Raw genomic sequence first — 26597 nt, 5'->3', positions numbered from 1 at the left:
AGGCGACGGGGATAATCGCGATGTACACAGGCAGACAGCCTGTGTACTATTGTGCCCATGAGTAACCTTCAAACGACATTACTACCCATTGTGCAACAAGCTTTGCCCGATTCCCGCTGGGTGGTTGGCCTGAGTGGTGGTGTGGATTCGTCTGTCTTACTGTATCTGCTGGCAGATCTTTGCCCGGAGTCTGTTACTTTAGAAGCCATTCATGTTCATCACGGGTTAAGTGATGAAGCTGACCAGTGGGCAGCACATTGCGAGTCTTTATGTCGGTCTTTAGATGTTGAGTTGACGATTACAAAAGTATCGGTAGATGCATCCGGTGACGGATTAGAAGCGGCCGCGCGCGCGGCTCGGTGGCAAGTGTTTGATCAACACCTGTGTGTGGGAGACTGGTTGTGGCTGGGTCACCATCAAGATGATCAAGCCGAAACTTTGTTGCTGAATCTATTACGTGGGACTGGCGTCAAAGGGGCGGCCGCAATGAAGCCCGAAACGACGCGCAATGAATTTCAGGTTATGCGTCCATTGTTATCGACTCCACGCTCAGAACTCGAAACCTTAGCTCAAGACAAAGGTATTGTCTGGGTAGACGATCCTTCTAATGAAGACACTCACCTACGTCGTAACTGGTTACGCCATCAGGTGATGCCACAGTTTGAGAAGCACTGGCCTGGCTATCGAAAATCTCTTGGCAGATTTTGCGAGCACATGAATGAAACCGAAGAGCTTCTACAAGAGCTGGCACTTGATGATTGGAAGCGTGTTTCTCATCATTCCTTATCACTGGATATTGTGCGGCTGAATCAGTTGTCCCGTTCACGTCAAAAAAACCTCCTTAGATACTGGGCGAGCTCGAAATCGCATTACCTACCGACGGATATGCAACTGAGTGAGTTTTTGCGTCAACTGGCGTCGTGTTCTAGCGAGCAGTCTGCGGAATTGACCTGGGGGGATTGGTTATTTAAACAGTCGGCACAAGCTCTTTATTTACTTCATCAGTCAGCCGTTACGGCAACTGACTACGAATACCTTTGGAGCGAACTCAAACATCCTTTATGGATTGCAGAACTGAATCAGACGCTGCGCTGTGTTGCTGGAGCAGAAGTTGCAGTTCGTAAACCACATGCGCATGAGTCGGTTCACATAGTGAGTCGACGTATGGGGGTTAAGTGCCACCCTCATTATCGAGCCCATAGTCAGTCTTTAAAAAAAGTCTTTCAGGAAGCAGGCATACCGCCCTGGGTTCGCAACGCGCTTCCGTTAGTTTATTACAACGATCAGCTGGTTGCTGTTGTTGGGTTGTTTTACGAAAGCTCCATGTTGGTAACAGAAAAAGAAGAGGGCATTGCTTTTTCTTTTATTGCTAACCAGAACGAAGCGCTTTTGTAGGCATGTATACTCGTCGCCTTTCAAGTTGCAGCGGTGTTGGCTGCACCTTGAAATACTTTGGGTATCTATCAAAATTTATTAAGCATTAAAATGAGGTTAATATTTTGCAAACGATTGCTGAGTTAAGCCCTGTACCATTGTGGCAAATATTCGAGCGACTGACTCAAGTCCCTAGACCTTCAAAACATGAAGAAGCTATTTTACAGTCACTGGAAGCTTTATGTGATGAACATAAACTTGAACACTTTCGTGACAAAATTGGTAACTTAATTATTCGTAAAGCGGCGACGCCAGGCATGGAAGATCGCGCGGGTGTGGTGATGCAGGGACATGTGGATATGGTCCCGCAAAAAAATGCGGATTCTGATCACGACTTCTTGACCGATCCTATTCGAACCTTAATCGAAGATGGATGGGTGACTGCTGATGGAACAACATTAGGTTCTGACAATGGTATTGGCGTAGCTGCTGCTCTGGCTGTGATGACAACGGAAGGTATCGAGCATGGGCCTCTCGAGCTTTTGTTAACCATTGATGAAGAAGCGGGAATGACTGGAGCCGGTGGATTGGAGCCTGGGTATTTGAATGGCGATATCTTATTGAATATGGATACGGAAGATGAAGGCGAGCTGTATGTAGGCTGTGCAGGTGGTGTGGATGTCACAGCACTGATCCCTATGCAGTGGGAACCAGTAACAGAAAATCAGACTGCGATAGAAATTGCTGTCCGTGGATTGCGCGGTGGTCATTCTGGGCTAGATATCGATAAGAATCGTGGCAACGCCAATAAGCTGATTAATCGATTCTTGTTAGAACACTTCGAAGCACTTGATGCGCGAGTATTTTCTTTTAACGGCGGCACTCTGCGTAATGCGATTCCGCGAGAATCTTTTACTAGGCTTGTGGTTGCGAAAGAAAATATGGATGCGTTGCAGTCTGCTATGGCATCGTTTATCGAAGTCATCAAAAAAGAGTATGGCTCTGTTGAACCTGCTTTCTCCATGGAATTCAAAGAGATCCCATTGCCAGAACAAGTGTATACTGTTGCCTCTACGATGCCTGTTATTCACTCGGTTGCCGCCTGCATCAGCAGTCCTTCGCGTATGAGTGACGAATTTGATGGTATCGTTGAAACATCGAATAACATGGCAGTAGTGAAAACAGAAGATGAGCATGTGAAGGTGTTGTCTCTGGTTCGCAGTTTGTCAAACAGTGCTCGTGACGATTTGGCGCGCTGTGTGGCGGCAACGTTTAAAAATGCTAATGCAGAAGTCTCGATCAGTGGTGCTTATCCAGGGTGGAAGCCGAATGCTCAATCAAAGATCCTTACCTTGATGATGGAGCGTTATGAAGCACTTTTTGGTAAGCAGCCTTTAGTCAAAGTCATTCATGCTGGCTTAGAGTGTGGCCTATTAAGTTATCCTTATCCGCATTGGGATATGATTTCCTTTGGACCTACGATTCGCCATGCACACTCACCTGATGAAAAAGTGCATATCGAGTCGGTGAGTAAGTTTTGGGATTATCTGTTGGATGTTTTAAAAAACATTCCCGTTAAGTCTTAAGATCTGAGACAGTTAAGAAAAGATCATTGCCTCTATTACTGGCATAAAGAGTTGGTTGATGGTGTTTTATCGCAACCATCAACCAGCAGTTTAACGGCTTCGTCAGCTGGCAGTGGTCGGCTGAAGTAGTAGCCTTGTACTTGCTTTATTCCCAGATCAGTTAAAATAGCAACGTGTTTTTCTGTTTCAACACCTTCCGCCACTAATCCCAGAGATAATTGATTAGCCATATAGATAATGGTTTTTACAATCGCAAGTAGTGTGGGATCTTCATCAATACGATTAATAAAAGAACGATCGATTTTTATGACATCAAGAGCAAATTGGTTGAGATAGCTTAATGAAGAGTAACCCGTTCCAAAGTCATCCAGCATAACTTGAATATTATTTTCTGAGAGTTTCGCAATTAACGTTTTTGCTAAATCAAAGTTTTCAATCAGTAAGCTTTCTGTGATTTCTACTTTTAAAGATTGAGTATCGAGTTGATGCTTTTTCAATAACTTTTTGATGTCTTTTAGCAGATCGCCATGACTGATTTGTCGTGAAGAAAAATTAACACTGACGGTCAGGCTTTGAGGAACACCTTCTTGTTGTCGCCAGGACTTTAAGGTTGCCAGTGATTGATCCAGTATATGGTTACCCAATGTGTGAATAAAGCCAATTTCTTCTGCGATGGAAATGAATTCAGCCGGACTTACTGTTCCTAGTTTTGGGTGAGTCCAGCGAGCCAGTGCTTCAAAGGATTCTATGTTACGGGTCTGCATGTTATAAACAGGCTGAAAAAACACATGGATTTCATCTCTCTCGATAGCGTGTCTTAATTCATTTTCCAGCTTGAGTCTGGTCAGTGCTCTTTGATGCATATTGGAGTCAAAAAGAGAATAGCGTGCCTTGCCATGAGCTTTTGCATGATACATAGCGGCGTCTGCATCGCGCAGGAGTTCATCGGTTTGGCTGTAGTCATAATGACTGAGTACGATACCAATACTGGTGGAGGTATAGACTCGCTGATCCAGTAACTCGTAGGGTTGAGAAATCGAGTCGAGGATACGTTCTGCAATAATGGCAGCATCGCGTTCATTTTGAATATCAAGTAACAACACGCAAAACTCATCACCGCCTAGGCGAGCAACTGTATCTCCAGGACGAACGCAGCGGCTTATACGCGCACTGACTTCTTTTAGCAGTTCATCACCTACCAGATGACCCAGACTGTCATTGATGACTTTAAATCGATCCAGATCGAGAAAGAAGATCGAAAAGTAGATGTCCTTTTCTCGTTTCATCTTTGATAACAAGTGTTCGACGCGGTTAATAAAAAGCGCTCTGTTAGGGAGTTGAGTTAAACTATCGTGAAACGCTTCGAAAGCCAGCTGCTTTTTGGTTTCCTCTTGTTCATTAAGCATGCTTTGGAGTGTTTTGTTGGTGATCGACAGCTCCTGTGTTCTACTTTTAACGCGTTTTTCCAGTTCGTCATTTATCTTCTTTAACTCTTCATGAGTGGCGAGCAGTTCGTCGGCATTGTTTTTTCGTGAAAGGGCAACGGCAACCTGCTGCGCGACAAAAGACAGCACTTCTTTGTCTCTATGACTGTAATTCTCTGCATCATTGTAACTTTGGATAGCGATCATGCCTAAAGTTTGCTTTTGATAAATAAGCGGCACGCCTAACCAGCTGGATGGCATACGACCTTTTATGGTCTGTTTGCTTGCCCACTCTTTTTGGTTGCTTGAGTTGATTAAAAGAGGCACTCGCTTTGAAAGTACCCATTCTGTGGGAGACAGTTCGCTATCTGAACTATGATGGGCGATGGTTCGGCTAGTGGGTTGTGGTTCGTAGTTATCGACAAAGTATGGAAAATGGATTTCTTTTTTGGGGGTGTCGAACAGCGCAATATAAAAATTATTTGCTAGTGTCACATTGCTGATTATTTTATGAATATGCTCGTAAAATTCAGCCAGTGCTATTGGCGCATTCGTCAGCTCTGATATTTTGAATAAGGCGTTTTGCAGCACTTCTGCCCGCTTTTTTTCTTTTACTTCTCTTTCCAGTACTTCGTTGGTTTGTTGCAACAGTGCCGTTCTTTCTTTAACGCGCTTTTCTAATTCTTCATTATGCCGTTCTAATTCTTGTTGTGCTTTTTTTCTTTGCAAGGTTGTTGCTATATGCTGTGACACATAGGTGAGCAATTCTTTATCTTTAGTAAAAAATTGCCGTTCGTGTTGGTAGTTTTGTACTACCAGTGCACCAATGGTTTGATTGTTATGCCTAAGTGGTACACCTAGCCAGTCGTTACAGCGTTTTCCTCGAACTTGTATTTCTCCCGACTGCTCTAGTTCATCGAGCTTTTTTCCATCAATGAGTAAGGCTTCATCGGACTGCAGCAACCATCCCGTTAAGGTCTGTTTAAAGGATTCAATCGGTTCGGGTGGCCAGTCTGTTGGATTAAGCGTATCCTCTTCGTCAACAAAATATTCAAAGGTGACTTTTTTCTGGTTATCGGTCAGTAGCACAATATAAATATTACGAGCGTACATCAATTGTTCAATCACTTGATGCAAATCTCGATAAAAGCTTTCTAAATCGATTGCCTGACTGGATAAATCGGTGATTTTGAATAAAGCATTTTGCCGTTTTTCGGTTTCCTGTTTTGCCTGCGCAATGGTCTCCAGCTCCTGCAAGCGGGATTTCATCTGCTGATATTCATTGGGATCGATGTTTGGCAAGGTCCAGTTTCTTCTTGTAAGGGTGCTTAATTAGCTTAGTTAAGCAACGAGGTTTTGTAAAAAATCAGCTGGTTAGGACATGATTGAAATTGTCGTGATATTGAAAAATGAGATTGCATGATTAATGTTAAAAAGTTTAGATTGAAAATTGAGGCTGAAAAATTGAAAAGGGTTCTTTGTGTCGATAACACATTACATTAATACCGATTTAGATATTTACTCCTCCCAGGATCTGAGTGCTATAGGTGACTATCTGGAAGAGCTATGCTGCGTACTTCAATGTGGTTGGGTGGATGATAGGTTTCACTTATGTCTGGAATCGAATAGTGACAGAGCCGAGCTTAACGAGCATATTTCGCAGCTATTAGCAGTGATTGAGTCCTTACCCGTGGATAGGTTGGCGATACTTAAGGCAAGCCAAGTGTTTGATTTTAATATTGGTATTGAGACGAACCAATGCTGGGCAAAAAACTTTCGAATCACGCCTGCTAATCTCAATCGAATTGCTCAATTAAATGCGAGCGTGAGTGTGACTTTGTATCCTTATCGACAGGATTCTGTTGATTAGAGCTTGATAGCTAAAGAGTGACTGGCTTTGGAATTTACTCGTGAGCAGAAAAAAATCGCAAGATATCCATCTGCTTTTTAATCGCATCATTGTACCCCAGTTTTATAAGTTCCTGGGTGTAACCACTCTCAAACAGCAGATAACTGAGTACAGCGCTACCGCTGTTGCCATCAATACCCACGCGACGTAAGAAGAACTGAACCGTCGATGGCATTTCTTCGAGGTACTGGCTCGCGATGTGGCTCAAATCTTTTGAGGGACTAATTGCCAGGGTTTCTACCTGGCGTAGCCCTAGCTTTGTGCGAGTTTCATCAGACACTTTATTGAGCGTTTTATTGATGCGCTCGAGTCGTTCCAGATCGCTATCGAGGCTATCAATAAAGACGCTATCGAGCAGGTGACCTGCGATTTCTGCAATGCTTGGATAGCGGCCTAAACTTGCAGGCAGTGGCTGTTCGTTGGTGTCGGGATCAACGCCGACCACCAGTACTTTTTTGGCACCTAGATGAATTGAGGGGCTCAGTGGCGATAGAAAGCGCATACTGCCATCGCCAAAGTATTCGTTGTTTACCTGTTCGGCAGGAAAAACCAGTGGGATTGCCGCAGAAGCTAACAGATGATGCTTATTAATCTGAGTGGCGATGCCTTTACGTCGGTAGCGTGACCACTCCTGTACTCGCTCATTTGCCTGATAGAAACTAATGGACTCACCGGTTTCGTAGCTAGAGGCAGTGACACAAAGAGCCTCTAATACACCGCGATCGATTGCCTTCTGAATATGATGGTAAGGGATTACATCATCCAACAATGCTCTTAGTGGACGATTATCCAACAGACTGATGCTGCGATGGGGCTGTCGACCAAACATGAGTTTGAACCAGCGACCGCTATTACTCAGCAGATCCATAAAGCCGCTGCTGTATACCTGAGCGCAATGAAATCCAGCCCAGACTTGCTCCAGTCGTTTCATACCCAGACGAAAATGTCGCGCATAAGCTGCCACGACCGTTGCGTTAATAGCACCAGCAGAGGTGCCGCAAATGATAGGAAATGGATTATCGTGCGCAGGTAGCGGCAAGATATCGGCAATGGCTTTTAAAACACCAGCCTGGTAGGCCGCACGGGCGCCACCACCGGATAACACTAATGCCGTTTTTTGTTGGCAAAATTCCATTAAGTGTTTAAGCCTTCCATCGTTTGCGTAAGGCTTTGTAAACGCGCATGGGATACCACATCTTACCGCGGCTGCCGTTATAGCGAGCCAGCGCTTTGGTGATGTCTTTCTTTTCTTTCTTGATATACAAGCTCAAGATTGCGCAGCCGTAACGCAGATTGGTTTCTATATCCGTTAGGTCGTCATCTTCGTGACCGATTTCTTTTTTCCAGAAGGGCATAACCTGCATCAGTCCCTGAGCGCCTACGGAGGAAATCGCAAACTGATCGAAATTAGACTCTACTTCAATCAGTGCTAGCACCAACTGCGGATCGAGTTTGTATCGAGCGGCTTCTCGATGGGTAAGTTGCAGAATGGCGAAGCGTTCGTCTTCAGGAATATGAGGAGCGCGCTTGGCGAGTCGAATCGACATTTCTTTGAGCCAGACTTCGGCTTCAAATTCGTCAACAAATGCATTGGGCTGAGTCAGTACCTTCTTGAGCTCATTACGAAAATATTCGTCAGGTACTTCTTGATTGGCGGCCAGAGTCGGTAAAGAAAAGGTCAGGACCAGAGCGATTGTGAAGGCGCGCGCTAGCGCGCGCCACTGCTGCACGCTAAAAAAGGCGAGTGATGGTTTTGATAATAGCGTCTGTGTTTTAGCGTGGGCCATGACTTAACCTTTGAGCTTTTCCTGAATAAAGGCTACGACGTTTTCTATGGACACGTCGGCTTTATCACTGCCGCCTCTGTCTTTGTATTCAAAAGTGCCTGCATCGATGCCGCGCTCAGAGATAACAATGCGATGAGGGATACCCAACAGCTCAGAGTCGGCAAACATAACGCCAGGGCGTTCTTTTCGGTCATCGAATAGCACTTCTATACCTAAGTCTAGCAACTCGTTATAAAGTTTTTCGGCAGCTTCTTCGACTCGATGAGAACGATGCATGTTCATCGGGATGATGGACACGCTAAATGGCGCAATATTTTGTGGCCAGATAATGCCGTAGTCATCATGGTTCTGCTCGATAGCGGCAGCAACGATTCGGCTCACACCAATACCGTAGCAACCCATGGATAATGTCACGGCTTTACCGGATTCGTTAAGCACGTTGGCATTCATAGCTTCGCTGTATTTGGTTCCCAACTGGAAAATATGACCCACTTCGATACCACGCTTAATGGTCAATGTGCCTTTTCCGTCCGGGCTTTGGTCACCTTCGATAACTTCGCGCAAATCAAAGACTTCGTGGATCTGGGCATCACGATCCCAGTTTGCGCCAGTGTGGTGTTTGTCGTTTTCGTTAGCACCGCAAACAAAGTCGGTCATCAAAGCGGCATCACGGTCAACGAGGACTGGAATGTCGAGTCCCGCAGGTCCTACTGAGCCTGCGTCACAATTAGCTGCCTGTCGGATCTGCTCATCGGATGCCATGGTCAAAGGTGCTGCGATGAGTGGGTGCTTCTCTGCTTTGATTTCATTAAGTGTGTGATCGCCTCTCAAGCAGAGTGCAACCACCGGTGTGTCTTCGTTAGCGCCTGCAACCAACAATGTTTTGATGGTTTGGGTGGTTGCGACTTTCAGGAAATTCGCCACCTCTTCGATGCTTTTAACATTGGGCGTATCAACCGTCGCTAATTCAGCGCCAGGTGCGTTTCTCTCGCCTGTAGGAGCAAGGCTTTCGGCTTTTTCGACATTGGCGGCGTAATCACTACCATCACTAAAGGCAATGGCGTCTTCGCCAGAGTCAGCCAACACATGAAACTCGTGAGATTTGCTGCCACCGATTGAGCCTGTATCGGCTAATACGGCGCGGAAGTTTAAGCCCAGACGCTCAAAAATATTGGTATAAGCCTGATACATGATCTGGTAGGTTTTTTCCAGGCACTCCGCATCGGCATGGAAGGAGTAGGCGTCCTTCATTAAAAACTCTCGTGCGCGCATCACGCCAAAACGGGGACGAACTTCGTCACGGAATTTGGTCTGGATTTGGAAGTAATTCGCCGGTAGCTGTTTGTAAGAGCGGATTTCGTCGCGAATCAGATCGGTAATCACTTCTTCGTGAGTTGGGCCAACACAGAAATCGTTTTGATGACGATCCTTGATGCGCAGTAGCTCTGGCCCAAACTGGTTCCAGCGGCCTGATTCTTCCCATAACTCAGAGGGCTGTACGGCTGGCATTAACACTTCAATAGCGCCTGCACGTTCCATTTCTTCGCGGACAATGTTTTCTACTTTCTTGAGCACTTTGAGACCCGTGGGCAGCCAGGTGTATAACCCTGATGCCAATTTACGGATCATGCCCGCTCGAAGCATCAGCTGATGGCTGGTTAATACGGCGTCAGAAGGAGTCTCTCTAAGGGTAGCCAGTAGATACTTGGTAGTACGCATATTATTTTCGCTTATTGTCCAAAAATAGGGTTTAAAAAAATTGGCCCTATTCTAGCAGTGATCGGCCCATTGTGGCATCCGTCAGATCTGAATAATGAGAGGATTTATAACAAAAAGTAGAGGTATACCCGTCGCTCGTCAAAATGGGAGGGGATTCGCTGTGGTTACTCACATCCGTCATTGATTAGATTGCGGCTTACGGGACTCATTTGCTAGCCGCCTGACGATATCTGACAAGACTTTGGGTCTTAATATTAAGAAAATACATGCCGAGTCGCTCAAAAAATACGCATAGAGCCTTTAAATTTCTGAAAAAGTCTTTATATTGTGCGTCCTGAGCCGCAAAGTGCGTGAGTTGTCTTCGAATATAATGCACGATAAATATGTGCTTATGAGCTAAAAGACAACATCCAATCTATCACTGCGACCCTCGGTATATGATGACCCTGCAAAATTAAGAGTGAAGTAACGAATGCCTATTTATGAATATCGCTGTAAAGCGTGTGACCACCAGTTTGAAAAAATTCAGAAAATGAGCGATGACGCGCTTTCTGACTGCCCTGAGTGTACTCAGCCAGAGTTGGTTAAACTGGTCTCAGCCAGTGGCTTCCAGTTAAAAGGAACTGGTTGGTATGAGACAGATTTTAAAGGCAAAAAAAGCTCAGAAAAGAGCACTTCGACTTCCAGTAGCGACTAAAGCCTGTTGATTTTTCATTACAGGCCTTTGCTGCCGCTCCTTGTGATAACGGACGTTATGACAAGGAGTTTTGCAGATGCTTATTGCGGTAGTTGCCCGCGGTTTCTCCTGTCCATTCCTTAAAGCGCCGATAAAAAGAACGTGTCTCGCCGAACCCTGTTTTTTCGGCAATGTTCTCGATGGTCATTTCGGTGTGTCCCAAATAGTAGAGCGCTAATTCTTTGCGTGTTTCGTCTAACAATTGCTGAAACCCTGTACCTTCCTGCTTGAGCTTGCGTTGCAATGTTCTTGTTGTCATGCCGAGCTTCTCGGCAATGGTATCTCGATTAGGAAATTTATCGGTAAATAAAAGTTTGAGCAGAGATCTAACCTGAGCACCAATGGATTCTCCTTCATGGACTCGATGCAATACTTGGGTGGCATGTTCAAGTAGGGAGTGCAGTACCTGAGGATCGGCCTGTTCTATCGTCAGGTCGAGATTTTCTTTGGCTATCCAGAGGCCGTTGTAAGCTTGGTCAAAAACGATATCGCATTGAAAAACCGCTTGATACTCTTGCAAAAGAGCGGGATCGTCGGGAGCTGAAAATTGAAAGCATACCTTGTTGGGGCTGCTTTCTGATTGGGTTAACCAGCGTGCAAAACTCACCCAGGAAGCCAGCACATTGGCCGTCACATGTTCTCGAACACGAGCCCGTGATAGCTGGCAAGTCCAACGGATCAACATTTCTCCCGCATGCTCTTCGGTTGCGGTTACACCCATATCTCCCACTATCTTTTCGTAAATCGGCACATGCTGGAGTGCTTCTTTAAGGGTGGCGCAATTCATCGCAATGTAACCTAATACGCTATAGGAAGCTGGCTGGATAAATGCTGCTGTATGCAAACCAAACAATTCATCTTTACTGGCTGGGATCAGGTTATCAAGCAGGTGTTCCAAAGTGGAAGCCGGAACACGGTGGTGGTGATCCGCCAATACCTCGGCATTAAGGTTTAAACGCTCCAACAAAGGTGCGTATTGAAGCCCGAGGCTATTTGCTGTTGCCAGATATTGATTGAGTGCGGGGATAGAAACGTAGCCAATCTTTGACATTACGAAATGGGGCTCCTGATTCGTTCTGAGTGAGTGTCATGCTTGTCTCTTTTGGACAGTGTATCCTGATGAGGCAGCGCTAGTATAGATCTCATCATCTATCATGATGCCGGAGTGATCGGCACTGCTAACCTCTTGTTGCTATTGAGAGCAAAAGAGGAGGGCGATTCTCGACTTGTCATCACGGTTGTACAAGGCTGAGAAAGAATAGAATAACGGTTTTTAGAAAGAAGGTTGAGTAATGCGACGTTGGAATGGTTGGGGATTTGATAACAGTGAATTTAATTATCAGCTGAGTGATTCGGCGCGCCAGTTTTTGGCGCAGCAGCTTGGCGAAGGCCGTCTTTTGGACGATGCCAGTCTGGAGCAAGTTAAACAACTGGTCCCTGAGTCTCGTATTGATGAACATCCTATGATTTTTCGAGATGCTGAAACGCGCATTCGCCATGCTCGAGGTCAAAGTTTACCTGACTGGCTGGCGGTACGTAGTGGTGAAATTACGACGTTTCCTGATGGTGTTGCTCTGCCATCAAACAGTGATGAAGTGGCGCAATTGTTGGCTTATGCGCAAGACAAAAATATTAAAGTAATCCCCTACGGTGGGGGCACATCGGTGGTTGGGCATATTAATCCTGAGCAATCCGAACAGCCTGTTTTGACCATTAGTCTCGCCAAAATGAACCGATTGATGGCCTTTGATGAAGAAAGCCAGATTGCACGTTTTGGCGCTGGAACACCTGGCCCTTTGTTAGAACATCAGTTAGCCGATAAAGGTTATACCTTGGGGCATTTTCCGCAATCTTGGGAGTTGTCGACGGTCGGCGGCTGGGTTGCCAGTCGCTCTAGCGGACAGCAATCATTGCGTTATGGACGTATCGAGCAACTCTTTGCCGGTGGCCGTATTGAGACGCCGCAAGGGGAGATGGATATACCGACTATTCCGGCTTCGTCAGCAGGCCCTGATGTGCGAGAAATGATTCTTGGCTCAGAAGGACGTATGGGAATTTTGACCGAAGTCGACGTGAGAGTGTCACGATTGCCTGAGCACGAATCTTTTCATGTGATATTTTTCCCACAATGGGAGACGGCCATCAAAGCCTGTCGAACTTTGGTTCAAAACCGCGTTCAGTTATCCATGATGCGTTTAAGTAACCCTGTTGAGACCATGACGCAATTGAAACTGGCGGGTCATGAGTCACTGGTTGGGTTGCTAGAAAAATACCTGGCACTTCGTGGTGCGAAAGACGAAAAGTGCATGATGGTGTTTGGTGTAACGGGGTCGAAGCGTCAGACAAAAAGTGCACTTAAGCAGGTTAAATCTTTGAGCCGCCAGTTTGGTGGTGTCTATACCGGTACAGCGCTGGGTAAAAAATGGGCTCATAGCCGTTTTCGTTCTCCTTATCTGCGTCATGGCTTATGGGAAGCGGGATATGCCGTCGATACTATGGAGACGGCCGTTGATTGGAGCCGAATCCCACAGGCTGTTGAAAGCATAGAGCAAGCGATTCGAGAGTCTTTGTCTGAACAGCAGGAGTTAGTGCATGTGTTTACGCATTTGTCACACTTCTATGGCCAAGGTGCAAGCATCTATACCACCTATGTTTTCCGTTGCGCTGACAGCTACGGTCAGACCTACCAAAACTGGCAAAAACTAAAAGCTGCAGGAGCAGAACAGATTGTTAAATCTGGCGGTACCATAAGCCATCAGCATGGCGTGGGTGTCGATCATAAGCCTTATCTAGAAGCAGAAAAAGGGCAGCAAGGGATGCAGGTGATCCGTTCGCTGTGCGAACATTTTGATCCCGAACAAATGATGAATCCTGGCAAACTGGTGGACTAAATTGATGGACTCTCAGCACAACCATTTGCAGAAAACTTTGTTTCCTGAACATAGTGAAAATTGGCAACGACTTAAAACCGAAAAGCATTGGGATGTGATTGTCATCGGTGGCGGAATTTCTGGTGCTGGTGTGTTGAGAGAAGCCAGTCGACGAGGATATCGGGCCTTATTGGTTGAGAAAAAAGATTTTGCCTGGGGCACATCCAGTCGTTCTTCAAAGATGGTTCATGGTGGTTTGCGTTATCTCGGCAGCGGTAATGTTCGCCTAACGCGACAGTCTTTGTCAGAACGAGAGTGGCTTATTCGGCATTTGCCTGGACTAGTGGATCGTATGGAATATTTTTTTACGCTACGTAAAAAACAATTTCCAGGTCCTTTTTTGTTTGGTTGTCTGATTCGTCTTTATGATTGGATCGCAGGAATCAAACAGCATCGCTTTTTTAAACCGCGACAACTGGAACAGAGTTTTTCTAATATCAATGTGGATAATCTGGCGGGTGCCTGGCGATTCACCGATTCGGTCACTGATGATTCGCGCCTGGTCATGCGAGTGTTGCAGGAATCGGTAGCCAATGGCGCAATGGCAATCAATTATACTGGAGTAGAGCAGCTTGTTCGTACCAATGGACGTGTATCGGGCGTTGTTGTATCTAATAGCGAAAATGGAGAGCAGTTATCGTTAGATGCTTCTGTCGTGATTAACGCTACCGGAGTGTGGGCCAATCAGTTGTCAGAACAGGCGCCTTTTGATATTCGCCCCTTAAGAGGAAGCCATATTGTTATTAGTGCCGATCGACTAAAAGTACAAGGCTCGCTCACTCTGCTTCACGCCAAAGATAAACGTCCTTTTTATATTTTTCCATGGGAAGGCGCAACACTGGTGGGAACAACCGATTTAGATCACACACAAAATCTTAACGACGAAGCCTGTATTACCGAAGAAGAAATTCATTATATGTTGGCGGCTGTTAATGAACGCTTCCCTGATCTCAAGATAACGCAAGACGATGTTATCTCTTGTTTTAGTGGTGTTCGTCCGGTGATCAGCAGTGGTAAAAGTAAAGACCCGTCGGCGGAATGCCGAGAGCATATTTTGGTCAAAGAACCTGGATTGATCTCTATGTCTGGTGGCAAGCTCACCACTTTCCGTTTGATGGCAGAAGAAGCTTTAGATAAAGCAACATCGGATTTACCTGAGCGAAAACAATTCGCAGCTTTTATTAGCGAACCTGATATTAATGTTGAAGAGCTTGAACTTGATAACGCAACACAAGCACATCGTTTGTTAGGACACTATGGCTCTTATGCAAACGAGCTGCTTGAGGATGCACACGAAGAATACAAAAAGGAAATTGGTAAAACGGCATATTGTTTGGCTGAGTGTCGTTGGATCTTACGTAATGAGTCTGTGGTTCACTTAGATGACTTGTTGTTACGTCGCACTCGATTGGGTTTGTTGTTACCTGATGGTGCAAAAGAGTTGTTCAAAACTGTGCAAACATTATGTCAGCAAGAGCTGAGCTGGAGCCAACAGCGTTGGGAGCAGGAGTTAGAACGTTATCAACAGATATATCGCAATTATTATTCGATTTAGCAAGTCAGTTGTAATAGAGTAGTTGGCAACTAGAGGCCAATTTTCTCCAATGGTTAATGAATATTAATCTAAATGCTGCTGGCGCATCCTTGATTAGCGATGCTGTTTTGACTGCTCAAATTGAGTATTTAACAAAGGAACAACAGCTGGGAGGCTATCAGCTAGCAGAGCAGCACGCGGAAGATTGGCTTCTGTTGTATCAATTATCAGCGCAACTTATTCATGCGCAACCCCATCAAATCGCCTTGCAAGAGAGCGCCTCTCGTGGTCTGGTCAATGGCTTATTATCGATCCCCTGGCAATCCGGCGATGAAGTGATTGTCACCGAGCATGAGTATGGCGCTAACTATGTCGCCTTGCTACAGCTTCAACAGCGATACCAGTTGGTCCTTCGTATTGTCAGTTGCAACGAAGGGCAGGTTCGTGTCGAAGATGTCCTTGAGCATGTCAGTGATAAAACCCGTTTAGTATTGTTAACCTGGATACCATCGCACAATGGGGTGATAAATCCTGCGTACGAGCTCGGTGAGGCACTGAGTCGCGGCGGTTTTTCTGGTTATTATATGGTGGATGCTTGCCAGGCTGTCGGACATATTGATGTCGATGTTAAACGCCTTCATTGTGATTTTTTACCCGCAACGGGTCGCAAGTTTTTGCGTGCTCCCCGAGGTACCGGGTTTTTGTATGTCTCTCAAAAAGTATTGGATGATGGTTTGTTCCCTCAATGCAGTGATCATTTTGCCGCGCGTTTAGAGTCTCGTGAGCATTATGTATTACGAGATGATGCTCGTCGCTTTGAATTGTGGGAAGCAAACTGGGCGGCACGAATGGGGTTAAAGGTCGCCATAGAGAGACTCATTGAGCAGGGGCCTGAGCAGCAGTATCAGAAAATTGCGTTGTTAGCGGCAACCTGTCGGCAAACTCTTGCTGAGCTCGATGAGATTGAGTTATGTGATACAGGCATATCGAAATCAGGAATCATTACTTTCCGTCATAAAAACATTCATGCTAGAAATGTCTTCCTGCAACTGCTTAATGACAATGTGGTCACCAGCGTAGTCAATAAAGACTCGGGTTGGCTCGATATTGAGCGTCGCCAATTGCCAGAACTCAACCGAGTTTCTGTACACGTCTATAATAAGGTAGAGGATTTTGAACAATTGGCAGAAGGGTGTCGCAAGCTGAAAAAATAAGCGAAATGCCAAGCTTGTCAAAATTATTCAAGATTTCGGGTTATCATATAACCAATAGTTTGCAGGTCTGATTTCGATCCGCTTGCGGTTAAGGCTACAATGCTAAAAATTAGGTTAATTCACTGAATGGTAAAAGAAGATGCCATTGGGTGGTTCTCAATAAGCAAACAGGAAAAGGCTAAAAAGAAACTATGTCTGACCAAACTTCATCCAAGCGCCCGTTATACATTCCGTATGCTGGTTCTGCGTTATTGGAAACGCCTTTATTAAATAAAGGCAGCGCATTTACTGAGTTTGAACGCCAACAGTTTAACCTCGAAGGGCTATTACCGCGCACGATAGAGAGTATCGAAGAACAGATGGTCAGATGTTATCAGCAGCTACAACATTTTGACGATGATCTCGATAAGCATATTTATCTGCGAAATATTCAGGACACCAACGAAACGTTATTTTGTCGTTTGGTAACTCAATATACCGAAGAAATTATGCCGCTCATTTATACACCTACCGTTGGTGCTGCGTGTCAGGAGTTCTCTAAAATCTATCGACGCAAGCGGGGATTGTTTATTTCCTACCCTGATCGTGATCGCATTGAAGATATGCTACAAAATGCAACCAAGCATAATGTGAAAGTCATCGTAGTAACCGATGGTGAGCGTATTCTTGGTCTTGGTGATCAAGGCATCGGTGGCATGGGGATTCCGATTGGTAAGCTGTCACTTTATACCGCTTGCGGAGGGATTAGTCCCGCCTATACCTTACCTGTTGTACTCGACGTAGGCAGTAATAATCAAGAGCTGTTGGACGATCCAATGTATATGGGGTGGCGTCACGAGCGCATCAGCGGTGATGAATATTATGAATTTGTGGATCAGTTTATCCAGGCAGTAAAACGTCGTTGGCCAGAAGCGTTACTTCAGTTTGAAGATTTCGCAGCGACAAATGCAACGCCGTTACTCGAGAAATATCGAGATGAGCTTTGCTGTTTTAATGATGATATTCAAGGTACCGCATCGGTAACCGTGGGTACTTTGTTGGCGGCTTGTAAAAATTTAGATCAGCCTCTTAAAGATCAACGTGTATTGTTCTTAGGTGCCGGTTCTGCAGGTTGTGGTATTGCCGAGCAAATTATTGCGCAGATGAAGCGCGAAGGTTTGAGCGACAGCGAAGCTCGTGAGCGTATTGCCTTGATTGATAGCCGTGGGCTGTTAGTAGACGATCTGGACTATTTAAAGAGTTTTCAGTCTCCATTAGCGCAAAAAGCCGAACGAGTAAAAGATTGGCCAACCAATGACAAAGGTCGCATAGATTTTATGACCACGCTAAAACATGCTCGCCCAACGGTTCTGGTCGGGGTTTCTGGACAGCCAGATACCTTTAATGAAGAAGTCGTACGTACCATGAGTGAGTTTTGTGAGCGGCCTGTTATTTTGCCGTTATCGAACCCTACGTCTAAAGCAGAGGGGATTCCTGCTGATATTCTACGTTGGACGGACGGTAAAGCTATTGTGGCAACGGGCAGCCCATTTGAGCCTGTTGAGCTTAATGGTAAGCAGTATCCTATTGCACAATGCAATAACAGCTATATCTTCCCCGGTGTGGGTCTGGGCGTTATATCGGTTAAAGCACAGCGCGTAACAGACAACATGCTGATGGCAGCCAGTGAGGCTTTGGCACAATGTTCACCCTTGGCGACCACAGGTGAAGGCCCCTTATTACCTGCGCTCTCTACTATTCGTGAAGTGAGTAAGTTCATTGCTAAAGCCGTTGCCAAGCAGGCCATGGATGATGATGTGGCTGTGACGATTTCGGATGTTGCTCTGGAAGAAAAAATAAACAAGAACTTCTGGGAACCCAATTATCGCAATTATCGACGCACGTCATTTTAATGATGCAAAGGCTTTGAGAAATCAAAGCCTTTTTTCTTTCTCTTCATTTTATCTTTACTCTCTAGAAACGCTCCTTTTGCCTCAGTGGGCGAATCTGGCTTTTCCCGCCAAATGTGCTTAAATACTATAAAGCCATGCTAATTCCTTCTTTTTCAAGGGATTAGCATGGAGCAACCGAGGCGAGGCCATGAACAATGAGATAGAGGCGATTGACAGCGCGATGCTATACCCCATTGCAGAGTCTGTGTTTAAGCAGCTCTTTGATGTTGTGGTTATGCCTGAAGGATCAGCAGAACTGAATGCTGATGATCGCTTAATTGCTGTTATTGATGCCTCGGGTAGTGTTGATATGTGGGCTTTTCTGGCTGGAGCTAATTCGGTCATGGCTGAACTGGCGGCCCCTGTTTATGGCAAACCCGCAGAGTCGGTGAGTGAGACTGAATTTCAGGATATTTTTAAAGAAGCGCTCAATTTAATGTCTGGCGAATTGTTTAAAAAACTCAACGAACCTTACAAGCCAGGTATTCCTTATATTGAAGCTGCTCCCAAAACCATTAACGACGAGCCGTTAGCCGTTACCTGCTTTTATATTAATGAGCGGTGTTTTTCTTTTAGTGTGTATATAAAGAATTCAGATGGGTGATTAACTGTGAGATTTCTTATTGTTGATGATAGCTTGGCAATGCAGTCTATTGTAAAGAAAATTCTAATTCATGCTGGCTATCATGATTGTGAATACCAAGGTGCAGAGAACGGTCGGGTTGCTTTCGAAATAATTAAAGTCTGGAAGCCCGATCTGGTATTGTGTGATTGGCACATGCCAGAAATGACTGGCTTAGAGCTGTTGCAAAAGATACAACAGTGCGAGCTAGAAGTTAATATTGGTATGGTCACCACAGAAACTTCTGTTGATAATTTACAAGCAGCAAAAGAAGCCGGTGCTCTGTTTATTGTTAACAAGCCTTTTACATCTGCGTCACTTAAAGAAGCCATACTCCCAATTCTTGCTGGGCGTGAAAAAGAAGAAAAAATCGCTCCTATCTCTTTTCCTCAGCAATTAACATTGAATAAAATTTTTGGCGCTTTTATTAAAAATGATGTGGAGGTATTAGAGCAAGAAATCCAACCTTTGGATGAAGGTGCAATGCCATTTGCGGTTGGCTTGTTTTCTGATAACGACAAACGTATTCGTTGCGTCAGCCTGATCGACTTTCAAGCCGCGTGTCGCATCAGTGGAGCTTTTTTAGGCGTGTCTCCATCAAAAGTAGAAGCTGTTATTAAAACAGGTGAAGCTACGCCTCAGATGATAGATGCACTTGAACGCATTATGAATATATTTAGTACACTGATTGTTGATCCCGAAACAATGGACGAGATGTCTCTTTATCGATTTCAATTAGTGACTAAGTCCTTCCCTAAAATCACCAGCCTTAATAGCAAACCATCAAGCAAAAGGAAAAATTACTACATCGAAATTGATGAGTATGGAGGTGGTCAGTTTTTGTTTGAGGCGGATGTATAGGTCATTCGCTTTTTGCTTATTCCTAAGTAGTTTTAAATGCTTGTATGTTTTTTGTTTAGGAACTAACGATGTTCATCGTTAATAAAAATAATCAAGAACCAAAGATTCTAACTTATGGGCTTAGATACTTGACCTTGATATCTCAAAGGATATAATGTGAACAAATCGGTGGTTAGTTATTTTTTTAATCACTGAGCTTGATGGAGCAATGAATGCTCCCTTATTTAGCAGACTGATGATGAAGACAAACGGATTATTTTTCAGTCGGAATATTTAAATCGTTTTTTTGATTATTTAATTTTTTACAATTTTACAAAGAGAATTTATCTCCATGAATCGACGCATCCCCTCGATAATGCTATCGGGTGCTTTGCTGTTGTGCGCGAGTGTGCATGCTGCATCGCCATCCCCTGCCACCAATGTTTCCGTTCCCAGTTCCAGCACTTCTGGAAATTACACGGTCCAATGGACCGCGCCTAAAGTTGTTCCTCAGTTTTATCGCCTTTTTGAAAGTAAAGACAGTGCCGAGTTCACGGCGATTAATCAATGGGTGGGTCAAAACACTCAGTATTATTTAAGTAATCGCACCGCAGGCAGTTATCGTTATCGAGTGGCCAGTTGTAATGTGGAGTTTTTTAACAGTCAAACCGTGTGTGTGGATTCGGCTATTAGTAATACGATTGTTGTTGGGGCAGCTCCCGTTGCACCGGCCGTACCTTCAAAACCGACAGGACCTTCAACTTCGGATTCAGGGGGTTTCTCTATTAGTTGGACACAACCGTTAGGCACGGTGAATTATTATCGAGTGCAAGAGCAACAAGATGGCGGCGCCTGGGTGATGCTCGATGGCCATCGCACTTCAACCAGTGTTGCTTTAACCAATAAAGCCAATGGCGTGTATCAATATCGAGTGAGTGCCTGTAATACGGCATCCACTTGTTCGAACTACAGTGAAGCGTTGAGTGTCACCGTTGCCCGTTCCATGGAGCATTTAATTCCTGATGCGGTATTAAAAGCGGATGTGAAACCGACTCATGAAAACATCGGTGCCGTTGAGGGAGCAGCGGGTGTCTCCGGTGGTTCGGCAACCTATTCGATGCCGATTGCCATCGCACCTGGTCGGTTGGGGATGCAACCGAGTGTGTCGTTGAATTATTCCTCGCGTAACGGCAATGGCATTGCAGGGATGGGTTGGAGTCTTTCCGGTGGTTCATCGATTCATCGTTGTGGCAAGACTTTAGCCATTGATGGTGGTTATCGTTCAGTGACCTATTCGATGGAAGACCGTTTGTGTCTGGACGGTCAACGCTTGTTGAGTGTGTCGGGGGAAAATACTTACGGGTTATCCGGTACCTCGTATCGAACAGAGTTGGATGGGTTTGCACGCATTACTCAGTACGGTGGTCATCTTAAATGATGCCCCCGTCATTGGTTACTGCTTAACAACCAATGCGTGGAACGATTATGTGTCGAATGCTGAAATCTTATTGGATTCGAATCCTTACGACAGTTTTGGTGGTATTTATGCAGTGAGCTGGGATAATTCAGCGGACTTCACCGACCTGTCGTATTGTACGGGTGGTATTGCCAGTGATGGCGATTTGTTTGCCCGAGGCTTTGGTGCCGCCGATAGAAGTGTGTATTCAGTGAAAGTGTTTGAGTTCAGCTTAAACGCCAGCAAGCAGTTTGCCTTAAGTGTAAAAGACAACACGACCTATTTAAAAGCCAACAACGTACGTTGGAACAGTGATTTCAGTGGCGATGGCTTAACGGATTTATCCTTCCGTTTTGGTCATGCCAATGCGTTCACGCCTTTACAGACGTTACCAAGTAATGTCTCTGGTCTCGGCAGTTATTATTATCACAGCCGTGGTGCGAGCAGTACGGGCGCCATGAACCAGCCGGATGTGTTGAACAAAGTCACCAATGGTTTAGGTGTTATCAGTGAATGGGACTATGCGCCCTTATCAAGTAATGCCAATCGCAGCAGCAATGAACTGCCTTTTTACACTGCACAGGCGGTGGGTACTCCCGGTCGTTATGCGGACGATAACCACTTCCGGTTTACGTCCTCCATGTATGCGGTCTCTGATTTCCGACAAAGCAATGGCGTTGGTAGTTTAAACACCACCCGTTACAGTTATCGTGATGCGGTCTACAACAACAAGGGTCGAGGTTTCCAGGGATTCCGAACGGTGATTGTGGACACGCCCACGAGTTTGAATGCACAGAACGAGGTGAATGACTGGCTGCGTTCGGTCTTCACCTTCCATCAGTTCCATCCGTTGGCGGGTAAGATTGAAACCCTAAAGACTTGTTTAGCCAGTGACAACGATGCGTTATGTGACACCACGCCCTTATCAACAACAGAAGTGAAATACACTTCTGCCTACACCAATGTGAACACCAATCAGAAAGTCTTATGGGTATACCCTCACGAGTCGGTGGAAACTACGTTTGATTTAAACCAACGTGGCACACAGCTGTCCAAAACCACTTCCCGCATCACCAATGTGGACCACTTTGGGAATGTCTGGAACAGTGAGACGGAAGTGGATAATGGATTTGGGATTCACAAAACCGCGGTTGCAAACCTCTACGTACGAGACACCGCCAACTGGTGGGTGAATAAACTCACGTCAAGCACGACCACAACGGATTCTGTGGCTTCACGTATTAACACCGCGAACATTCCGGCTGGACTCGATTCAGAAAAAGTCGTGGAGGTCACGACCTCCTGGACCACAAGCCGTCAGCCTGATGTGATTACCACCAAAGCGATTACGGGCGGTGGTAAAACGGTCTCAATAGATACGGATTACAACGACAAAGGCTTACCTGAGAAAGTTTCGACCCTCAGTGCCGGTGAAACCACACGCTGGGTGGAGACCACTTACGATGGGGAGGCTTACTTTGTTGCCAGTACCAAAAATCAGAAAGGCCACGACACCCTGTCAAACATCTCGCCTTATCATGGTCAAGCACTGAGTGTGCGTGATACGAATCATCAACGGGTGGACAGTACCTATGACGCTTTTGGTCGACTCATTCAGGTGCAGACGCAAGGCCGTCTAAGCAGTGAAAAAGAGCCTGCGGCTTACACGGGCTATCAGTCCTGTGCCAGTGGCTGTCCCACCCATGCCGTTTATAAAGCCGTGACTCGTCAGGTGGGCTCACCCCGTATCATTCAATACAAAGACAAACTCAATCGCGTCATTAAAACTGAAACACAAGGTTTTGAAGGGACGGATTCCAATGCCAATACGATTGTGCAATGGGTGAAGTACGATGCCTTAGGACGAATCATCTATGAGTCCATTCCATCCTACACGGATACCTACAACAACATCGGAGCCAGCAAAGGGACTCAGTATCAAAGCTTTGATACCTTAGGGCGTTTAACGCAAAAGACGACCGACCAGGTACAGAATCAGAGTTTATCGATTACTTACAGCTACAGTGGTTTTGACACCGCGATTAATGCGGCGGGTTTATCCCTATCTCGTACGTACAGTGGTTCGGGTCAGTTGATGTCGACCACGGATGCCAAAAACGGTGTGACTCGTTATGCCTACGATGGCATGGGGAACCCCATTGTGCTCGAAGATGCGAACGGCAATCAAATCACGGCCACTTACAATGCCTTAGGTCAAAAGCTTTGGGTAGATGACCCTAACATGGGTAAGAAGACTTTCACCTACACAGGCTTTGGTGAAGTGAAAACAGAACTGGATGCCAATGGCAATACCACGACTTACACCTTTGATGAGTTAGGTCGATTAAAGCAACGCGATGTCAGTGGACCCAATGAAATCTCGACCTCAAGCTTCAACTTTGATAGACCCATTGGGGCCAATCAGGATGAATGTCAGGGTTTACCTTATCGTGAAGCCAAAGGCACCTTCACTAAAACCTATCACTACGATACCCGTTGTCGTCTGAAGGAAACCAAAACGACCATTGATGGTAAAACCTACACCATGAGTACCTATTGGGATAGCCATTATGGTCGACCCAAAGGCATGACTTATCCATCGGGTTTAACTTTGAAGTACGACTACGACACCACGGGCATTGTCAAAACGACTTCAAACGCATTAACCAATGAAACCTATCGCACCATTGATGAAATGGATGCCTTAGGGAACTGGACGGAAGCGAGTATTGGAACAGGTAATGTCAGCATCAGCCGTCAGTTTGATGTGACCACGGGTCAACTGCTGTTAAGTAGTCTGATGCAGAACACCACTCGTCAGCAGCAGTTGGCTTACACCGACTTTGATGAGTTCGGTAATCTGAAAAAACAAGGCGTTGAAAACCGACTCGGCGGTGGTCAGTACACCTCCTGGGAAAGCTATCAATACGACACCTTGCATCGTTTAACCAAGGCGACGCGTATCTATCACGACCAACAGCAAACGGTGGTGGATTACGACTACGACAGTGTGGGTAACTTTAAATACAAAACCGATTTCAGTACGCAAAGTGCCAGTGCGTATCAGTATGGTGCACAAGGCAAAGCGAATCCAAGCAACGCCGGACCCAATGCAGTTAAGAGCATAGCGCTTGCCAACAGCATTGGTACTCGCAGTTACTTCTACGACAACAACGGTAATCTGACGTTCGATGGCCTACGTAACATCAGCTACAACGGATTCAACAAGCCCAAAGTGATTGATTTAAATCCAGGCAATAAGCTGAATCCTTATGACCAGAGTACGACAGGTGATATCACTCTGCACTTTGACTACGGCCCAGACCAGATGCGCTACAAACAGGTCAAAGCCGGTGGACAAAGTGTGACCACGATTTACATTGGCAAAGCCTATGAAGAAATCATCACAGGCACCAAGGTTGAGAAGAAGAGCTACATCGGTGACATCGCCATTCATACGGAAACTACCGACAATGGCCAGAAAACCAACACGACTCATTACTTCCATCGTGACCGTTTAGGCTCTATGACGGCTATCTTCGATGACAATGGCACTATCATCGAGCGACACAGCTTTGATGCCTTTGGTAAACCCAGAGACGGGGAATACCGAGACCATGCTACGGCTATCATGAACTCGGCCATCACCACCCGAGGCTTCACGGACCATGAGCAACTGGATGACGCTCAACTTATCCACATGAACGGACGAGCGTACGACTACAACCTTGGGCGATTCCTGTCTGTAGACCCCTTTATACAGGAGCCGGGTAACAGTCAAAGCATGAATCCTTACAGTTACATTATGAATAATCCGCTGGCGGGGACTGATCCGAGTGGGTATGTCAGTGTGTGTAACAAAGGCGTTAAGCGCTCTAACTGTGGTTCTTATCGACCTGATAGTGTAATGAATGGCGCGACAGGACGTGTTGCTCGAACAAATGGAAAAGATTTAAAGACATCGGCTGGTATTTCGAATGGCGCTGAAAAGGCTGAAGATATCCTCAACGCTCCACAGCGTGGTGAAGCAGGATATCCTGGCAACCCCTACTGTGACCCTGATAATTGTGTTAGTCACTCTAAGGGGGAAAGTGGTGGAACTGGAGAAGTAGGTCTTGGTTCCAAATTAAAAGAAACATTCTTCCCTGCTATAACTAACTTCGGTGAAAATGGCGAAGAAGGAAGTCTCTTGGATGACATAAAGGGATTCTTTAAGGAAGGTTGGAATGTTTCTAGAAACACTATGGTTTATCTTCCTGGTATTGGGCCTGGCTGGCTTCTCGTTCCTGAGTTAGGGGTTAACTCTAAAGAAGCCCTTGGTGCTGCTACTTTTGAAGGTGCTTTTTTTATAGTCGGCGGGGCAGAAGTCGCCTTATCTAAAGCTGGTGGAAAAGCTGCAGCTGGAATAGTTAGGTTGCTAAATAAAGCTGGCACCAAGGGCACCACAAACATCCCGGTTATTAGAGTTGGTACATCGTCTAAAAGTGTAGTTGAAGTCCCATTAAGTGAAATTTTGCCATTGCATCCTGTTCCTAGACCTTCGATGCCAGAGAACCACATTGCGAATATAGCAAATAGTATTGGCTCTAATGGATATGATATTATGCATGCAATACCTATATTGAGATTACCTAGTGGTAAATTAGTGTCTGCTGGGGGGCACCATCGTGTGGCCGCAATGAAGTTATTGAATGAAGCATCAATCCCAGCGACTATTCGCGAGTGGTCTTCTCTTAGTTCTAAGGCGCAACAAAGAATGCTAGATAATAAAGTGTGGGGAGCAACTCTTAGAGGATATTTAAATGAATAAATGGTTTTCAATCGAAAGTGAAGATAAGTTGAGTTGCTGCAACTGTGGCGATGTGTTCCCTAAGAATATTGGCGGATTAGATCATCACCCTTCGATTTGTACTAAATGTGGAATAGAGTGTGTTCTATTTGAATGGAGCAAGTTGGTTCAAATCCACACTCAAGCTGCTCCCTCTCCTATTAGGCGCTTTATTCTATGGGCACAACATGAATTGGATGAGCTAGAGTTCATAGAGCTTCTCAGTAGCTTTGAGGAATTGGGAGAGGAAATTAGCAATAAATCTTAGTGTTGGGGCTTAACGAAGGTTTCTACTATATCTTTATAAAGAAGCTCCAAAAAATGAGGTTTGAAGCTTCTATCTTTCTTTATGATAAGTTTGCTCATATAGAAAGTGAAGAGTGGGCTTAAAAGTGAGCTAATAAGAACATTAAAACATTCGGAACTACTGGATGCGACCTTTGACCGAAAGCAAACTTTGTTAAAGAGAGCTTTCTGTTCATTTGACTTGCAAGATTTAATTCTCACAACGAAAGTAAGTGACTTCTATACAAGTTGAATCAGAAAAACTTGTAGTGATTTATGGAATGCTCTCAAGTTTATAGCATCAAAAAACAGTTAATTGATTTAATGTACCCGAAGTGATAAATCTTACCAGCAGCCTGCGCAGGGACTGCCGGTTTACTGCGCAGGTTACTTCGGCACAGTGCGCATTTTGGGTCAGCGCC

At 45.4% G+C, this 26597-nt stretch carries 18 protein-coding genes; 13 read left to right on the top strand and 5 right to left on the bottom strand.

Annotation, left to right across the window (positions count from 1 at the left end; translation table 11 throughout):
* Positions 1-57 precede the first annotated feature (57 nt).
* The gene (tilS, locus tag NH399_RS10970) at positions 58-1395 is read left to right on the top strand and encodes a tRNA lysidine(34) synthetase TilS (RefSeq protein ID WP_253040274.1); all 1338 of its coding nucleotides are present in this window, start codon (positions 58-60) and stop codon (positions 1393-1395) included.
* A gap of 104 nt (positions 1396-1499) precedes the next feature.
* On the top strand, positions 1500-2960 hold the full coding sequence (locus tag NH399_RS10965) for an aminoacyl-histidine dipeptidase (RefSeq protein WP_253040273.1): 1461 nt from the start codon (positions 1500-1502) through the stop codon (positions 2958-2960).
* A gap of 35 nt (positions 2961-2995) precedes the next feature.
* On the opposite strand, the gene NH399_RS10960 is transcribed toward NH399_RS10965, so the two are convergent.
* The gene (locus NH399_RS10960) at positions 2996-5686 is read right to left on the bottom strand and encodes an EAL domain-containing protein (RefSeq protein WP_253040272.1); all 2691 of its coding nucleotides are present in this window, start codon (positions 5684-5686) and stop codon (positions 2996-2998) included.
* A 178-nt stretch (positions 5687-5864) separates the two neighbouring features.
* Between NH399_RS10960 and NH399_RS10955 the strand changes: the two genes are divergently transcribed.
* On the top strand, positions 5865-6254 hold the full coding sequence (locus NH399_RS10955; RefSeq protein ID WP_253040271.1) for a hypothetical protein: 390 nt from the start codon (positions 5865-5867) through the stop codon (positions 6252-6254).
* A gap of 34 nt (positions 6255-6288) precedes the next feature.
* Here the strand turns inward: NH399_RS10955 and NH399_RS10950 are convergent, their stop codons facing one another.
* From NH399_RS10950 to NH399_RS10940, 3 genes are read right to left on the bottom strand one after another with little or no spacing between them, the layout of a single operon-like run.
* A complete protein-coding gene (locus NH399_RS10950; protein WP_253040270.1) occupies positions 6289-7428 on the bottom strand; it encodes a patatin-like phospholipase family protein in 1140 nt (379 codons plus the stop codon).
* Between the two features lie 7 nt (positions 7429-7435).
* Positions 7436-8080: a lytic transglycosylase domain-containing protein gene (locus NH399_RS10945; protein WP_253040269.1), complete on the bottom strand. Its 645-nt coding sequence runs from the start codon at positions 8078-8080 to the stop codon at positions 7436-7438.
* A 3-nt stretch (positions 8081-8083) separates the two neighbouring features.
* On the bottom strand, positions 8084-9799 hold the full coding sequence (locus NH399_RS10940) for a proline--tRNA ligase (RefSeq protein WP_253040268.1): 1716 nt from the start codon (positions 9797-9799) through the stop codon (positions 8084-8086).
* Between the two features lie 472 nt (positions 9800-10271).
* Here NH399_RS10940 and NH399_RS10935 point away from each other — a divergent pair, with 472 nt between their 5' ends.
* On the top strand, positions 10272-10496 hold the full coding sequence (locus tag NH399_RS10935) for a zinc ribbon domain-containing protein (protein ID WP_253040267.1): 225 nt from the start codon (positions 10272-10274) through the stop codon (positions 10494-10496).
* Positions 10497-10551: 55 nt separating this feature from the next.
* Here the strand turns inward: NH399_RS10935 and NH399_RS10930 are convergent, their stop codons facing one another.
* A complete protein-coding gene (locus NH399_RS10930) occupies positions 10552-11586 on the bottom strand; it encodes an AraC family transcriptional regulator (protein WP_253040266.1) in 1035 nt (344 codons plus the stop codon).
* Between the two features lie 241 nt (positions 11587-11827).
* Between NH399_RS10930 and NH399_RS10925 the strand changes: the two genes are divergently transcribed.
* The 9 genes from NH399_RS10925 to NH399_RS10885 all read left to right on the top strand — a co-directional run bounded on the left by NH399_RS10925 (position 11828) and on the right by NH399_RS10885 (position 26158).
* On the top strand, positions 11828-13426 hold the full coding sequence (locus NH399_RS10925) for an FAD-binding oxidoreductase (RefSeq protein WP_253040265.1): 1599 nt from the start codon (positions 11828-11830) through the stop codon (positions 13424-13426).
* 4 nt (positions 13427-13430) lie between these two features.
* Entirely contained in the window at positions 13431-15020 is a 1590-nt protein-coding gene (locus NH399_RS10920; RefSeq protein WP_253040264.1) for a glycerol-3-phosphate dehydrogenase/oxidase, read from the top strand.
* 56 nt (positions 15021-15076) lie between these two features.
* Positions 15077-16213 carry an aminotransferase class V-fold PLP-dependent enzyme gene (locus NH399_RS10915; RefSeq protein ID WP_253040263.1) on the top strand — a complete coding sequence of 379 codons (1137 nt, stop codon included), beginning with the start codon at positions 15077-15079 and terminating at the stop codon, positions 16211-16213.
* Positions 16214-16404: 191 nt separating this feature from the next.
* On the top strand, positions 16405-18105 hold the full coding sequence (locus tag NH399_RS10910) for an NAD-dependent malic enzyme (protein WP_253040262.1): 1701 nt from the start codon (positions 16405-16407) through the stop codon (positions 18103-18105).
* A 187-nt stretch (positions 18106-18292) separates the two neighbouring features.
* Positions 18293-18748, top strand: a complete 456-nt coding sequence (locus NH399_RS10905) for a hypothetical protein (RefSeq protein WP_253040261.1) — start codon at positions 18293-18295, stop codon at positions 18746-18748.
* Between the two features lie 6 nt (positions 18749-18754).
* The gene (locus tag NH399_RS10900; RefSeq protein WP_253040260.1) at positions 18755-19627 is read left to right on the top strand and encodes a response regulator; all 873 of its coding nucleotides are present in this window, start codon (positions 18755-18757) and stop codon (positions 19625-19627) included.
* 331 nt (positions 19628-19958) lie between these two features.
* Positions 19959-21044, top strand: a complete 1086-nt coding sequence (locus tag NH399_RS10895) for a SpvB/TcaC N-terminal domain-containing protein (RefSeq protein WP_253040259.1) — start codon at positions 19959-19961, stop codon at positions 21042-21044.
* Positions 21001-25872, top strand: a complete 4872-nt coding sequence (locus tag NH399_RS10890) for an RHS repeat-associated core domain-containing protein (protein ID WP_253040258.1) — start codon at positions 21001-21003, stop codon at positions 25870-25872. The genes NH399_RS10895 and NH399_RS10890 overlap by 44 nt, the downstream gene beginning before the upstream one ends.
* Complete coding sequence (locus NH399_RS10885; RefSeq protein ID WP_253040257.1) at positions 25865-26158, top strand: hypothetical protein; 294 nt, start codon at positions 25865-25867, stop codon at positions 26156-26158. Before NH399_RS10890 ends, NH399_RS10885 begins: the two co-directional genes overlap by 8 nt.
* The last annotated feature ends 439 nt before the right edge of the window (positions 26159-26597 follow it).

The sequence above is a fragment of the Pleionea sp. CnH1-48 genome (genome assembly GCF_024124665.1).
Classification (GTDB): Bacteria; Pseudomonadota; Gammaproteobacteria; order Enterobacterales; family Kangiellaceae; genus JAMXSB01.
This window is presented reverse-complemented; position numbering and strand designations above follow the sequence as displayed.